The 13014-nt window shown below is 68.1% G+C and carries 22 protein-coding genes; 13 read left to right on the top strand and 9 right to left on the bottom strand.

Annotated features, from left to right (window positions below):
- Positions 1–29: 29 nt before the first annotated feature.
- Entirely contained in the window at positions 30–539 is a 510-nt protein-coding gene (locus OXS27_RS01735; RefSeq protein WP_243927623.1) for a L,D-transpeptidase, read from the top strand.
- A 135-nt stretch (positions 540–674) separates the two neighbouring features.
- Here the strand turns inward: OXS27_RS01735 and OXS27_RS01730 are convergent, their stop codons facing one another.
- Together OXS27_RS01730 and OXS27_RS01725 are read right to left on the bottom strand one after the other, a co-directional pair.
- A complete protein-coding gene (locus OXS27_RS01730) occupies positions 675–983 on the bottom strand; it encodes a cupin domain-containing protein (protein ID WP_243927621.1) in 309 nt (102 codons plus the stop codon).
- Between the two features lie 60 nt (positions 984–1043).
- Positions 1044–1280: a DUF1674 domain-containing protein gene (locus OXS27_RS01725; RefSeq protein WP_243927619.1), complete on the bottom strand. Its 237-nt coding sequence runs from the start codon at positions 1278–1280 to the stop codon at positions 1044–1046.
- 70 nt (positions 1281–1350) lie between these two features.
- Here OXS27_RS01725 and OXS27_RS01720 point away from each other — a divergent pair, with 70 nt between their 5' ends.
- The 3 genes from OXS27_RS01720 (at position 1351) to OXS27_RS01710 (ending at position 5836) form a co-directional block, all read left to right on the top strand.
- A complete protein-coding gene (locus OXS27_RS01720; protein ID WP_267354273.1) occupies positions 1351–2715 on the top strand; it encodes an RsmB/NOP family class I SAM-dependent RNA methyltransferase in 1365 nt (454 codons plus the stop codon).
- A 586-nt stretch (positions 2716–3301) separates the two neighbouring features.
- On the top strand, positions 3302–5329 hold the full coding sequence (gene thrS / locus OXS27_RS01715; RefSeq protein ID WP_267353834.1) for a threonine--tRNA ligase: 2028 nt from the start codon (positions 3302–3304) through the stop codon (positions 5327–5329).
- 213 nt (positions 5330–5542) lie between these two features.
- Positions 5543–5836 (top strand): hypothetical protein, encoded by a 294-nt coding sequence (locus OXS27_RS01710; RefSeq protein WP_267353832.1) that lies wholly within the window; start codon positions 5543–5545, stop codon positions 5834–5836.
- Positions 5837–5840: 4 nt separating this feature from the next.
- On the opposite strand, the gene OXS27_RS01705 is transcribed toward OXS27_RS01710, so the two are convergent.
- The 5 genes from OXS27_RS01705 to OXS27_RS01685 all read right to left on the bottom strand — a co-directional run bounded on the left by OXS27_RS01705 (position 5841) and on the right by OXS27_RS01685 (position 7523).
- Positions 5841–6269 (bottom strand): hypothetical protein, encoded by a 429-nt coding sequence (locus tag OXS27_RS01705; RefSeq protein WP_243927614.1) that lies wholly within the window; start codon positions 6267–6269, stop codon positions 5841–5843.
- 81 nt (positions 6270–6350) lie between these two features.
- Positions 6351–6584 carry a hypothetical protein gene (locus tag OXS27_RS01700; RefSeq protein WP_267353830.1) on the bottom strand — a complete coding sequence of 78 codons (234 nt, stop codon included), beginning with the start codon at positions 6582–6584 and terminating at the stop codon, positions 6351–6353.
- 118 nt (positions 6585–6702) lie between these two features.
- The gene (locus OXS27_RS01695) at positions 6703–6957 is read right to left on the bottom strand and encodes a hypothetical protein (RefSeq protein WP_267353828.1); all 255 of its coding nucleotides are present in this window, start codon (positions 6955–6957) and stop codon (positions 6703–6705) included.
- A gap of 46 nt (positions 6958–7003) precedes the next feature.
- Complete coding sequence (locus tag OXS27_RS01690; RefSeq protein ID WP_243927608.1) at positions 7004–7189, bottom strand: hypothetical protein; 186 nt, start codon at positions 7187–7189, stop codon at positions 7004–7006.
- Positions 7190–7223: 34 nt separating this feature from the next.
- Positions 7224–7523 (bottom strand): hypothetical protein, encoded by a 300-nt coding sequence (locus tag OXS27_RS01685; RefSeq protein WP_346733022.1) that lies wholly within the window; start codon positions 7521–7523, stop codon positions 7224–7226.
- Between the two features lie 248 nt (positions 7524–7771).
- On the opposite strand from OXS27_RS01685, the gene OXS27_RS01680 reads away from it, so the two are divergent.
- From OXS27_RS01680 to OXS27_RS01650, 7 genes are all read left to right on the top strand, one after another.
- Positions 7772–8239: a MucR family transcriptional regulator gene (locus OXS27_RS01680; protein WP_267353825.1), complete on the top strand. Its 468-nt coding sequence runs from the start codon at positions 7772–7774 to the stop codon at positions 8237–8239.
- 234 nt (positions 8240–8473) lie between these two features.
- On the top strand, positions 8474–8749 hold the full coding sequence (locus OXS27_RS01675; RefSeq protein ID WP_243926002.1) for a hypothetical protein: 276 nt from the start codon (positions 8474–8476) through the stop codon (positions 8747–8749).
- 106 nt (positions 8750–8855) lie between these two features.
- A complete protein-coding gene (locus OXS27_RS01670; RefSeq protein WP_267353824.1) occupies positions 8856–9236 on the top strand; it encodes a hypothetical protein in 381 nt (126 codons plus the stop codon).
- Between the two features lie 361 nt (positions 9237–9597).
- Complete coding sequence (locus OXS27_RS01665; RefSeq protein ID WP_243925756.1) at positions 9598–9780, top strand: hypothetical protein; 183 nt, start codon at positions 9598–9600, stop codon at positions 9778–9780.
- 299 nt (positions 9781–10079) lie between these two features.
- Positions 10080–10400 (top strand): PilZ domain-containing protein, encoded by a 321-nt coding sequence (locus OXS27_RS01660; protein ID WP_243925758.1) that lies wholly within the window; start codon positions 10080–10082, stop codon positions 10398–10400.
- 108 nt (positions 10401–10508) lie between these two features.
- Positions 10509–10685 (top strand): hypothetical protein, encoded by a 177-nt coding sequence (locus OXS27_RS01655; protein ID WP_243925759.1) that lies wholly within the window; start codon positions 10509–10511, stop codon positions 10683–10685.
- A 92-nt stretch (positions 10686–10777) separates the two neighbouring features.
- On the top strand, positions 10778–11029 hold the full coding sequence (locus OXS27_RS01650; protein WP_243925761.1) for a hypothetical protein: 252 nt from the start codon (positions 10778–10780) through the stop codon (positions 11027–11029).
- Positions 11030–11179: 150 nt separating this feature from the next.
- On the opposite strand, the gene OXS27_RS01645 is transcribed toward OXS27_RS01650, so the two are convergent.
- Positions 11180–11371, bottom strand: a complete 192-nt coding sequence (locus OXS27_RS01645) for a hypothetical protein (protein WP_243925762.1) — start codon at positions 11369–11371, stop codon at positions 11180–11182.
- Between the two features lie 114 nt (positions 11372–11485).
- Between OXS27_RS01645 and OXS27_RS01640 the strand changes: the two genes are divergently transcribed.
- Entirely contained in the window at positions 11486–11680 is a 195-nt protein-coding gene (locus tag OXS27_RS01640) for a hypothetical protein (protein ID WP_267353823.1), read from the top strand.
- Positions 11681–12097: 417 nt separating this feature from the next.
- The gene (locus OXS27_RS01635) at positions 12098–12340 is read left to right on the top strand and encodes a hypothetical protein (RefSeq protein WP_267353822.1); all 243 of its coding nucleotides are present in this window, start codon (positions 12098–12100) and stop codon (positions 12338–12340) included.
- Between the two features lie 82 nt (positions 12341–12422).
- On the opposite strand, the gene OXS27_RS01630 is transcribed toward OXS27_RS01635, so the two are convergent.
- The gene (locus OXS27_RS01630; protein WP_267353821.1) at positions 12423–12674 is read right to left on the bottom strand and encodes a hypothetical protein; all 252 of its coding nucleotides are present in this window, start codon (positions 12672–12674) and stop codon (positions 12423–12425) included.
- Positions 12675–13014: the final 340 nt, after the last annotated feature.

Below are 13014 nucleotides of genomic sequence, written 5' to 3'. Positions count from 1 at the left end.
AGACGCTCTTGCTGGTCGAGGAACGGGTTATGTCGGGTCGAGTGGCGGCTTTATTGGGTCTGACCGGCGCTTTGCTGGCCGGATGTTTCGGCGGCGCGCAGGCCCGCGAGGTCGTGCCGTTCCAGAACGGGGTCGCGCCGGGTTCGATCGTGATCAGCGTGACCCAGCGCAAGCTGTACTTGGTCAACGGGGACGGGACGGCGCTCCGCTATCCGGTGGCGGTGGGCAAGCCCGGCAAGCAATGGTTCGGCACCGCCGCCATCGACGGCAAGTACGTGGCGCCGGCCTGGTCACCCCCGGCCGAGGTCAAGCGCGACAACCCGCGCCTGCCGAACCTGATCGCGGGCGGCTCGCCGCACAACCCGATGGGCGCGGCCGCGATGACCCTGCAGGGCGGCCAGTACGCGATCCACGGTACCAACCGGCCGAACTCGGTGGGCACCTACGCATCCTATGGCTGCATCCGGATGTACAACCAGGACGTGGTCGATCTCTACGCCCGGGTCGATGTCGGCACGCCGGTCTACATGACGCACTGACGATCGAGTCGCGGTTTCGAAAGGGCTCGCCCTTTCGCGGGTCCAGGGCAGAGCCCTGACGGAGACCTCAGGGCCAAGCTCTCAGGGCACCGCCCTGAGAACCCGCCAAAGGGCTCGCCCTTTGGGAACCCGATATTACCCAGCCGGCGGCGCGGTCGCCTCGACGGCCGTGAAGGTCTCCAGGATCCGGTACGTGTGCTCGGCCCCGGCCGGCACACAGTAGGAATCCCCGGCCGCGAGCGCGATGGTCTCGCCGCCCACCACCAGTTCCGCCTTGCCGCTGATCACGTAGCCCACGGTCTCGTGCGGGGAGGTGGTCATCGGCTTGTCGGCGTTCGGCTCCTCGGCGCGCCACATCCGCATCCCGAGCCGCTCGCCCCGGGCCAGGGTGATCTCGCCGTGCGGCCCCTCGGCCGCACCCCGTGCCGATACCTTCGTCGCCATCGCGTTCGCTCCCTGTCGATCAGGCAGGGGCAACGGCCCTCGGGCCGCCGCGTTCCGGCGTCAGAAGTCGACCGCGAGGCCCTTCACCTCCCAATCGTCGTAGCGCACCGGCTCCAGCCCCCCGCGGCCCTGCCGCTCGGGCTTGGCGCTGATCTCGGCCGCGCGGGCGTCGATCGCGGCGCGGCGCTCGGCGGCCTCCGCGAGGGCGCGCTCCGCCGCGGGGCTCAGCGCTCGGGGCGCGGCCGCGGTGGTGTTCGGGTCTTGCCCGTTGGGGTCTTGCCAGTTCAGGTCTTGCATCGCGCTCGCTCGGGTGTGAGGGCGTGGAACGAGAGAATTCGGCTCTGGAGCAGAAGTGGCATCGCGGGACATCGACCGCAACACGCGGACAAAGACTTCAACGCCAGCCACGGGTTCCGATACGGCGGGCCTCGGCGCCCGGCGCGCGGCGCAGCAGGCGGTCGTGGCGCTGATCGGCCAGGAGCGGCCGCCCGCGCTCGACGAGGCCCTCGCGCTGGCGATCCGCACCGAGGCGCTGGCGCCGGCAGACGCCGCCCTGGCGCGCGCCATCGCGGTCGCGACCTTCCGGCATTACGGCCTGATCCGCGCGGCGCTCGCCCAGCGGCTGGATCGCGGGCTCCCCGACGCCAAGCCGCAGCTCACGGCCCTGCTCGCCACCGCGACGGCCCAGATCCTCGATCTCGCGGTCCCCGATCATGCGGCGGTCGACCTCGCGGTGCGGCTCGCCAAGGCGGACAACCGGACCGCCCATCTCGGCGGCCTCGTGAACGCGGTGCTGCGCCGGATCGCCCGGGAGCGCGAGACCATCCTGGCCGAGGGCTCCGACGCGCTCGCCACCAACACGCCGGACTGGCTCGCCCGCCGCTGGAGCGCCGCCTACGGGCCGGAGCGCGCGGGCGCGATCGCGCGGGCGCATCTGGCCGGCGCCGCGATCGACCTGACACCGCGGGGGGACCCGGGTGAGTGGGCCGAGCGGCTCGGCGCCGTGCGGCTTCCCACCGGCTCCCTGCGCCTGCCGGAGAACGGGCCGGCAATCCCGGAGCTGCCCGGCTTCCAGGAAGGGGCGTGGTGGGTGCAGGACGCCGCCGCCGCGATCCCGGCCCGGCTGCTCGCACCGCAGCCCGGCGCCCGCGTGCTCGACCTCTGCGCCGCCCCCGGCGGCAAGACCCTGCAGCTCGCCGGCACGGGCGCGCACGTCACGGCCATCGACCGGTCCGCGCCGCGGCTGGAGCGCCTGCGCGAGAACGTCGCCCGGCTGAACTTCGACGTGGAGATCGTCGTCGCCGACGCCCTGGCGCTGGAGGGACAGGACCACGACGCGGTGCTGCTCGACGCGCCCTGCTCGGCCACCGGCACGATCCGCCGCCATCCGGACGTGGCCTGGACCAAGTCGGAGGCCGACATCATCCGGCTCGCCGTGCTTCAGAGGAAGCTTTTGGACCACGCGGCCGGGCTGGTGCGGCCGGGCGGGCTCCTTGTTTACTGCACCTGCTCGCTGGAGCCGGAGGAGGGGGAGGCGCAGATTGCAGCCTTCCTTTCCCGCGACACCCGGTACACGCGCGTGCCAGTCCGGCCCGAGGAGGTCGGCGGGGCGGCCGAGCTGATCGATGCCAACGGTGATCTGCGCACCCTGCCGTGCCACCTCGCCGACGTGCCGGGCGCCCGCGGCGGGCTCGACGGGTTCTTCGCGAGCCGGTTGCAGCGCGTGGGGTGAGGCGGGCGGCTCCGCGTGACCATCGAGTGCGTCGAGGTGTTCTGCGGTTCAGCAGCGAAATCGGGGGGTCTCGCTCTACCGCGGGCGTCGATGCGCCGATCCCCGGCTGGAATAGGGGCCGCAGTTGCAGCGAGCGACGGGCCTCCACGGGCGGGCTAGCGGATTCAAACACCTCCATCCGGCGCCAACGCCTTGAGAGCAGGCCGCTTTCCCCTTCCCGCAAGGGGGAGGAGTGCGCGTCGGCTTGCATCGTCACCGTTGGAGGCACGGTGACGAGAAGGACGGCACCGGCCGGGGGGAGCCCGATTAATGCCGCGGGGACCGGCTCCCGCGCCTACTTGGCCGACACCTGGGCTCCCGCGGCATCCCGCGTGTTGCTTGTTGGGCCATGCCCCCGGCGCCGAGAGGCGGGTGGGGACGATGGCGCATGCGGTGAGGACAGGCTGGGGCAGGCCAGCCGGGTCAGGAATGCGGGCAGTTGCGCCGCACCGTTGTTCCCTCGCCCCACAAATCGGTCTACACGGCCGCTCCCTCGAAACCGCTTACCTGCCCCGTATGCAGGACTGAGCCCGGAGACGCTTGATCCATGCCGATTCTCACCTTCCCCGACGGCAACACCCGGGAGATCGCCGCCGGCACCACCGGCCGCGCCGTGGTCGAGGGCATCGCCAAGTCGCTGGCCAAGCGCACCGTCGCCATGGCGCTCGACGGCACGGTCGCCGATCTCGACGATCCGATCGCGCGCGACGCCCGCATCGAGTTCCTCGACCGCACCGACCCGCGCAGCCTGGAGCTGATCCGGCACGATTGCGCGCACGTGCTCGCCGAGGCGGTGCAGGCACTCTGGCCGGACACCCAGGTGACCATCGGCCCGGTGATCGAGAACGGCTTCTATTACGACTTCTACCGCGAGACCCCGTTCACACCGGAGGACTTCCCTAAGATCGAGGCGAAGATGCGCGAGATCATTGCGCGCGACGCGCCTTTCACCAAGGAAGTCTGGACGCGCGAGGATGTGCGGGCGCTGTTCGCCGGCAAGGACGAGACATTCAAGGTCGAGCTGGTCGACGCGATCCCTCCGGGCGAGGATCTGAAGATCTACCGGCAGGGCGAGTGGTTCGACCTGTGCCGCGGCCCGCACATGACCTCCACGGGCAAGGTCGGCACCGCCTTCAAGCTGATGAAGGTCGCGGGCGCCTATTGGCGGGGTGATTCGAACAACCCGATGCTGACCCGCATTTACGGCACCGCCTGGGCGGCGCAGGCCGACCTCGACGGCTACCTCCACCGGCTGGAGGAGGCCGAGCGCCGCGACCACCGCCGGCTCGGCCGGGAGATGGACCTATTCCACTTCCAGGAGGAGGGGCCGGGCGTCGTGTTCTGGCACGCCAAGGGCTGGACGATCTTCCAGGAGCTGATCGCCTACATGCGCCGGCGCCTGCGCGGCGATTATGCCGAGGTCAACGCCCCGCAGATCCTCGACAAGGCCCTGTGGGAGACCTCCGGCCACTGGGGCTGGTACCGGGAGAACATGTTCGCCGCGCAATCGGCCGGCGAGGAGGCCGAAGACAAGCGCTGGTTCGCGCTCAAGCCGATGAACTGCCCGGGCCACGTGCAGATCTTCAAGCACGGGCTGAAATCCTACCGCGACCTGCCCCTGCGCATGGCCGAGTTCGGCGTGGTCCACCGCTACGAGCCGTCCGGCGCGATGCACGGGCTGATGCGCGTGCGCGGCTTCACCCAGGACGACGCCCACGTCTTCTGCACCGAGGACCAGCTCGCCGACGAGTGCCTGAAGATCAACGACCTGATCCTCTCGACCTACGCGGATTTCGGCTTCGGCGAGATCGTGGTGAAGCTCTCGACCCGGCCCGAAAAGCGCGTCGGCTCCGACGCGCTGTGGGACCACGCCGAGGAGGTGATGACCCGGGTTCTGGCGCAGATCGAGGAGCAGTCGGCCGGGCGGATCAAGACCGCGATCAACCCGGGGGAGGGCGCGTTCTACGGGCCGAAATTCGAGTACGTCCTGCGCGACGCGATCGGCCGCGACTGGCAATGCGGCACCACGCAGGTCGACTTCAACCTGCCCGAGCGGTTCGGTGCGTTCTACATCGACGCCGACGGCGCAAGGAAGCCGCCCGTGATGGTCCACCGGGCGATCTGCGGCTCGATGGAGCGCTTCACCGGCATCCTGATCGAACACTTCGCCGGGCATTTCCCGCTCTGGCTGGCGCCCGTGCAGGTGGTGGTGGCGACGATCACCAGCGAGGCCGATCCTTACGCCCGGGAGGTCATCCGCACCCTGGAGCGCGCGGGCCTGCGGGTCGAGGCGGATCTGCGCAACGAGAAGATCAACTACAAGGTCCGCGAGCACTCGCTGGCCAAGGTGCCGGTGCTGCTGGCGCTGGGTAAGCGCGAGGCGGAGGAGCGGACGGTCTCGATCCGGCGGCTCGGCAGCCAGCAGACCCGCACGCTGCCGCTGACCGAGGCGGTGGCGGCCTTCGTGGCGGAGGCGACGGCTCCGGACCGCCGCCGGGCCGACGCGATGGCGGAGACGGTGCCGACCAGCGACACGGTGCTCGACGGGCATCATGAGGTGCAGCCCGCGCCCTGAGGGGAGATGGTTTCCGGGCAGAGACAGCCTGCATATCCGCGGGTGTTTCCCTCCCCCTCTGCGGGGGAGGGAGAGACGCTGGACCGTTCGTTCTTATCCTCGAATAGATCTTTGAAGTCGCTATTCGCGGCGTTCCGGCAGCGCGCCGAAGACATCCGGAAACACTGACGAAACCGGCTTCCGGTATCGGGCCACAAACATCCGGAGGGACCCATGCCCCGCCTCGCCTGTGCCCTCGTCCTGAGCGTCCTTGCGACCGCTGCCGTTGCACAGGAGCGGATCGACACGCGCGGCCTGACCTGCGCCGCCCTGCGGGCCCGCGTCGCCCGAGACCGCAGCGTGATCCTCGCGCGGAGCGCGACGGCCTACGAGACCGTCCATCTGGATTCCGGATCATGCCAACAGGACGAGACCGGCGCGCCGGCCTTCGAGCCCTCCGCCGATGTGCCGTCCTGCTGGGCCGGATGGCGCTGCACGCAGCGCAACAGCGATAGCGGCCAGCGCTGAGCCGTCAGCGCGCCTTCTCGTGCTCCGCGAGGCCCACCGCCCGGTAATCGTAGGTCGGGTAGAACTCGGTGCGGTAGGCGCCCCAGGCCGTGTCCTCGAGGACGCGATTGACCTCCCGGAGTCGGGTGGCGGGCAGCCGCAGCGTGATGATCTGCCCGATCCCCATGACGACGTTCCACGAGACGACCTCGATCCCGGGGGGCGGGAAGGCCTTGTAGAAACCCTGCTTGGCGAGTTGCGCGTTCAGTTCGGCCAAGGGACGCGACTGGTCATGACGCAGGAAGACCGTCAGCAGGACGGCGTTGTCCGGCGTCGCCGTCGCGGACCCCGCCGGGGGCGGCGGTGCCGTCTGCGCCCGCGCCGCCAGGGGCAGGGCGCAGAGCAGCGCGAGCGCCGCCGCACAAGATCCGATCGCACCCGTTGTCCGTGTCATCCGACCTCCTCGACCGCTCCAGCGACGCGCACCAACGCGGCGGACCGACCGCGCTATCCCTGTCTCGCCCCCCAAACGCCGTCAGCCTTGGTCGATGTCGTAGGAGAGCCGCAGGCGCAGACGGACCTCGCCCTGCGCGTCGCGCACCGCGATCACGTAATCCTGCCGCTCCCGCGGATCCGACAGGCCCTGGGCGATGCGGGTCATCATCCGCACCGCCTGCGCCCGCGCTGCGGTCAGATCAGGAACATCAAAACCCTCCTGGTCGCGGACAAGGTTGGTGCCATCATGGATGTCGATGAAATAGCGTGTCACAGGTTCTGGCTCAGCGAGCACAACTGCTCGCAAGAATCACTATCCGTTGTTTCTACGTAGTTTCGGTCCACCTATAAACCTGCGCTGCCTGTGTCGCATGGACGGAAGCAGGTGCCTGTCAGCCGCCGACCAGGCTCTCGGCGAAGTCGTCCGGCACGTCGCCGAACTGGCCGAGGATCGCCACACTCTCGAGTTCGCCGGTCTCGTCGTCGGCGACGACCTTCAGGGCGACGGCGCCGGGCATGCGTCCGGCCAGCGCCTCTGCCTTCTTGAGGGCGCCGAATTCGCTCTGCGCGGGCTCCTGGCGTGCCGGGCGCAGACGCTTGCGATGCAGTTCGAAGGGCTGAACCACGAAGGTGGTTTTCAGGGCCATGGCGGTCTCCTCGGTGCAGGCGGCCTCCGTGACCGAGGCCCGCCGCTCACAGGCTGCGTGTCGTCACACCGAGCGCCAGAAGGACGTAGGCGCCGATGAAGAACCATTGCCGGTGCGCCACCACGGTCCGTCCGACCATCGGGATCCGTGTGTACAGGCTGGCGACGGCGAGACCGATCAGAACGGCCGACACGAGAAAGGTCAGGAGGCGCGGTGCGGAGAGCGTGGGCATTGTCCATGCTGGCCGCGACAGGCTTATCGGACCGTTACCGGTCGAGTCCGGGCACGAGGGGTCGGTCGGCGGTCAGCGGCCCCTTGGACCCCGGGAGCAACCCGACCTCGGCCAGCCAGAGGGCCATGATCGCCGCAGCGAGCAGCGTCGCCAGCGAGGCCAGCCGGCCGGTCCAGCGCCGCAGGACGATCATCATCACCAAGACGACGAGGAGGGCGAGGATGAGGGCCAGCAGGAGCATGGTCGCGCAATGCCACGTCGCGGCCGCGCCGTCACCACGGCGGCCTCGCACCGTCGCAGCCCCGTCGACCGAATACCTGAAGCGCGCGGCCACGGATATTCCTGAACTCTAGGTGCATTGCTGGATCGTTTCGCAGCCTGGGATTAACAGTCCGGCAGTCGACGGCATCGCCCGGCCGCCGCGGCTAAGATCTCTTGGACGATTGCCGGAAATACCCGGCTGCCGGCCGTGCCGGGCATGCCAATCATGCACCGGATGCCGGTCCACAAACGATTTTGTAACTTGCATTCAGCGGGGGGAAGTAGCAAATCACTTGTGAGGGGCACACTAGGAATGCTGAAGTGACAGAAGAAACCACCGGGCCCACCCCCAACTTCATCGAGCTGGCCGGTGACATCGTCGCCGCCTACGTGTCGAACAATCCCGTTCCGGCCGCGGAGCTGCCGGCGCTGATCGCCCGGGTTCATGGGGCCATCGCGGGCCTCGTCTCGGGCACCCTGACGGCGGAGACCGGCACGGCGGCCCAGCCCGATATCGACCGGCCCAGCGCGGCCCAGATCCGCAAGTCGGTTCGTCCCGACGGGATCGTCAGCTTCATCGACGGCAAGACCTACAAGACGCTCAAGCGCCACCTCACCAGCCACGGGCTGGACCCGCGGGCCTACCGCGACCGCTACGGCCTGCCGGCCGATTACCCGATGGTCGCCCCGGCTTACGCCGAGCAGCGCTCCGCCCTCGCCAAGGCGATCGGCCTCGGCCAGCCCGGCGCCATGGCCGAGCGCGAGCGCAAGGGTCGCAAGGCGGCCTGAGATCGGATCGCGTCCCAGGGACCCCTGCACGAGCCCTTGCCGCGGCTCGGCGACGGGGTCCCGGGCGTTCGGCCGCCAACAAGGCTGATCCCGGGGCGATGCCGGTGACCCGCGCCATCGTTGCTGTGGCGCCACACATGTCCAGGACATTGTCCGACACGGACAAGCTGCCTTACTCTGCACATAGCGTCTGCGCACGTCGGATCCCGAGACGACAACCAAGGGATGGGCGAGATGAAGCGAGAGCAGACGAAGCAGAGTTCGGTCGTGCCCTTCCCGGCGCATATCGCCCCGGCCGTGGCTGACGAGGACACCGCGTCGATCATCGCCGTGCTGCAGGATCATCTGGCGCTCGCCCGCGAAGGCCGGATGCGCTCTTTGGCGATCGTCTCCGTCTCGGCCGATGGTGAAGCGATCGGAACCCAATGGTCGTGCAAGAGCGGCGATATCAGCAGCTTGATCGGCAAGCTGACGGTGCTCGCCCATGATCTGATGGCCGCGCGGAAGTAATCGCCCGGTCCAGAATTGCGCGGCCGAATCGCTCCACGCCGATCCGTGCAGACAGCCTCGGCCGGGCATGCCGCGGCCCCTCCGTACCGCCAGGGATTGGCCGACGATGAGACGCACCCTGCTCGCGGTTCTGCTCGCCGCCGCACCGCTGCCCGGCGGGTTCGCGCTGGCCGAGGACGCGCCGGACACGGCTTTGTCCAAGCGCACCGAGACGATCGACGGGTTGGTGCGGATCGTGGGTGCCCAGGCCGGCATCGTACTGCATTGCCGGGCGCTCTATACTGTGGATGACGCGATCTCGGATGGTCTGTCGCGGACGGCCCGCCGTGCCCTCGAGGCGGCCCTGGGCCGCCGTCGGGCCGAAACCGCCATCGCGGCCGAAGGCCAACGCGCTGCGGATGAGATCACCACGGTCGGCGCCGACCGCTGGTGCGCCGATCAGCGCGACATCCTCAATACCGACGGCGTTCGGGTTTTCCTCGACTGAACACTGCTGACAAAACACCCGCCGCGCCATCGCGTGCGAGGGGAGGATTCTTCGTCATCGAAAATTGCGTGGGGCGCACTGATGCGCCCCCTGCCGCATGTGGCGGCTGTTCGGCGATACGGGGCCGTGGGGCAGGTCCCGCAGGACAGCCCTTCACCCGCTAGACTTTGCGATCTGCCGGAAAATCAGATCTCGCATTTGCCAGCGTGACGTTCTGCAATGCAGAACTCATTATATCCTTGTTCACCGCGCGCCCGTCTGCCATCATTTGTCGGCGGATGAATAGAAACGGATCACGCTGGTCTCGCTCATCCGAACAAGAGCCCTGAAGGGCCGAGGGACCGGCGGAGGAGGAAACCGCATGTCGCGCCCGATTTATCTCGCCCTCGCCCTCGTCGTGTGCGGCGCCGCCGTGACGCTGTTCGCCTTCCTCCGCGCGCCTCGATCGAAGGAGTTCGCCGGCTGGGACGTCGCGTTCATGGGCGGGATTGGCGCTGTCGCCCTCGGCTTCCTGACGACCCTCGTCGAGGTGATCACCGAGTAGAGCGGCCTTCGCCGAAGCGGGCATCGAAGCGACGCCTGGGCCTCTGGTCGATCGCAAGATTTTGTCGAGAGCCGGAAGCCACGGGGGCGAAAGCCGCTTCGGGGTCCGCCGTCTCGACGGACCGGATGTGTTCTTCGGCGATCGTGCGCGATCCGACTCTCGGTCTATCCGCCGTCAATATCGCTGGACCCGATACGTCCGTCTCACAAACCAGTGAGTCGACGATTGGAACTGCAGAAACCGACAATTTGATCTTTTAACGGAACCCGACCTGAAGGCGCATCGACGATCCTTGCTGTATGACCTTCTATGAGGCAGCGATGTTCGAACGGCGCAGTGCTCCGCGTACGATCCTGAACGAGACCGGCAGCATCTCGGTCGACGAGCACAGCAGCCTGCCCTGCATCGTCTACGATCGGTCGGTCGGCGGTATCCGCATCGCCCTCCCGGAGGCGGAGATCGTTCCGGATCGCTTCGTGCTGAGCATCAATGCAAGCAACGAGATCCTCGTCTGCCAAGCGGTCTGGCGCCGGCTGGAGGAGATCGGCGCGGCGACCGAAATCTCTGCGCCGGCTCGTCCGACCACGCCGGATTCGCGGTACGCGCTGGAGCCGGTCTGACGCGGCGCCCCTCGGCCGCCCGCGGAGCCAGGCGGCACCTTCGCGCCGATGGATCGTTCTCCCTCGGCTGCCGCCGGCGGGATCGCGGCGAAAGGGAGGGAATGCATCATGTCGGATCCGAGAGCGCCCGACGCGGAGGAAATGCCGGACCTGCCGCAGGGTTTGCCGATGCCACCGAACACCGGCGACATGCCGCCCCCGCGGCTTCCGCCGGCCCCGGCCGACGATCCGGAGCCCCCGCGCGGGGAACCAGCGCCCGATATCGACGCGGTCCCAGGCCTGTGACGGGCGCCCCGCCGGAGCTGACCGGGATTGCGAACGGCGCCGTCGCGGGACGATCGAGAAGCCCCCGCTGCAATTCCAGGCGACGGACCTGGATGCGACACGCCCTGAGCATCGCCGCCTGGCTCGGCTGGATGGCGCCAGGCTCCGCCGCCGATCAGCCTCTCAGCATCGAGCGGCTCAACGGGGAAGGTTGGGAGATTGCCGGCTACACGGGGACCTTCGACAATCGCTCATCCCTGATCCTGTTTCGCAAGCGGGACAGGGCCTATCTCGTCCAGTGCTCGATCCTGTACGATGTGACGCGCAACCCCCGCGTCGTCACGAACTGCTATGAGTTGCACTGAGGCGCGCCGCACAGGCGGCCCCGTCGCGGCAGCGCGCATCGAGACCTCTGAGAGCGCTCTCCGCCGAAGTGGACGCCGGTTCGGCGCAAGAGAGCGCGTCAAGACAGAGGCTTAGAGCCGCGCACGATTGCAACGCGATCGGGCACGGCTCTAGTCCCAATCGATGTTCAGGGATCGCTCGAAAGCGGCCGCCGACATCTCCTTGCCCTTCGGGTCGGCGACCGTGATCTCGCGAAAACCCCGTCGGGTCAGCTCCCAGGTCTTCTCCATGGCCTGCTCGTCGGTCCCGCAGGCGAACGTCATGATACGCCCGGACGGGTCGATCCCCTTGACGGTGAACACACCATTCTCCTCGCTCGTTTGCGCTCATATAGCGCCGCAGTCTCGATCCTGTCGCGAGGCGAGATGGCATGGACCCGAGAGGCTGCCATCGCGTTATCCGGGGAGAGGCACCCGATGACGAACGCCCGCGACATTCCGATCCCGGAACGCGCCCCCGACCCGATCGAATCGGACACGGACGGACGCATGGATCTCGAGCAGGACATCTCGAACAAGCCGCTGCCGATAACCGATGCGGAACCGGATGTCGGCCTGTCTCAGAAGGGTACCGGCGCGGACGCCGTGTTCCGGCGTGAGACTGAGATCTGAGCCTGGGATCTTGAGCGGGCACGCCCGACGATGGTTATCCGACACACCCGGCTTACGACGGCTGCGGCCGGGCGGACCTGAGGAGCCCGAGCATGGCCGACGGTCCCCGCTTCGAGCTCCCGCCGCACAGGCGCGACTTCGCCGAGCGTCGTTTGGCAAAGCCGCCTAAGGCGTTCGCAAGCTTCATTGAAGTGGTGCGTCGCACCAACGACACGGTTCATGGCGCAACGGAACCGGCGACCTCGTCCCGGATGCGTTCCACCAGAGCGCCGCGTGCATCCACGCGATGCTTCAGTACGGCGGAGACATGACCCGACAGACGACGGAACAGGTTTCGGAGCGACTGCAGTGTGAGCGCATCAAGGGCTTGAACCGGCGGCTCGATACGCCGCTGGCCACATCTGGGCAGGGACGGAGATGATCGAGCGGGAGATTGGCCGGCTGGCCGATGAAAGTCTGCGTCTGAGCATCCGGCAAGCCGAACTGGCTGTACGCCTGACGACGGCGGTTCACTATGCTTGGCTGGATCTGTGTCTCGAAGGGTACCGGACGCTGACATCCGTTCTGAACGCCGGATCGGACCAGCGCGAACGGACCCGCCGACTCATCCTGCGCGGCGTCCCGGCAGCGGAGGCCGCCCGGGCGTTGCACATCGTCTGAGTCCCGGGTCGGACATGCCCGACTGCGGCGCCTTCGAATTTGGGGGCGATCGGGTTGATCGCCCCCGGATTCGATGCTCAGCTCAGCGGCTCGCCTCGGCGGACGCTTGGACCAGGGTCCGTCTGGTCGTCGAAGCGATCCAAAGATCACCCGTCGCGGGCACCAGCTGCGGCGTGGTCGTCAGATGCGCGAGACGGCGGCCCTGTTGAGCGACCACAGCCTGATCGCGATAGAGCGGCGGGGTCAGATGAAGGTTTTCCTCGGCCGAAGCCGAGCCGGCGAAGGTGGCGGCCGAGATGAGCGCCGCCGACGCGAGGATGAAGATCGTGCGCATGGTGCGTCTCCGTTTCGATCGCAGGTCGGATCGCGAAGAGCGACCGACGCCGCATAGAACCACACTTTTGTGCGCTGCGGCATGTTCATCGTGCATTGCAACATACAGCTACGTTGGCATTGTCGTGCAAGGATGACGGCGCCGCATGAGGTGTGGCGTTCAATCGATCGTCCGGATCGCCATGCATTCAGCGCAAATGAAATAAACTTCCTCCCCTGCAGGCTCAAATTTATGTTGAGACGAGAGAAGATATAATTTCTCGCCTGAGGCCGCGCGTGGCGTCGACTGCCCCGGCATTGGCGTTCGCGGTGCTGTGATCGGGACGATACGAATCAGCAAC

Origin of the sequence: Methylobacterium sp. GC_Met_3 (assembly GCF_026540775.1) — a bacterium.
Taxonomy (GTDB): domain Bacteria; phylum Pseudomonadota; class Alphaproteobacteria; order Rhizobiales; family Beijerinckiaceae; genus Methylobacterium.
This window is presented reverse-complemented; position numbering and strand designations above follow the sequence as displayed.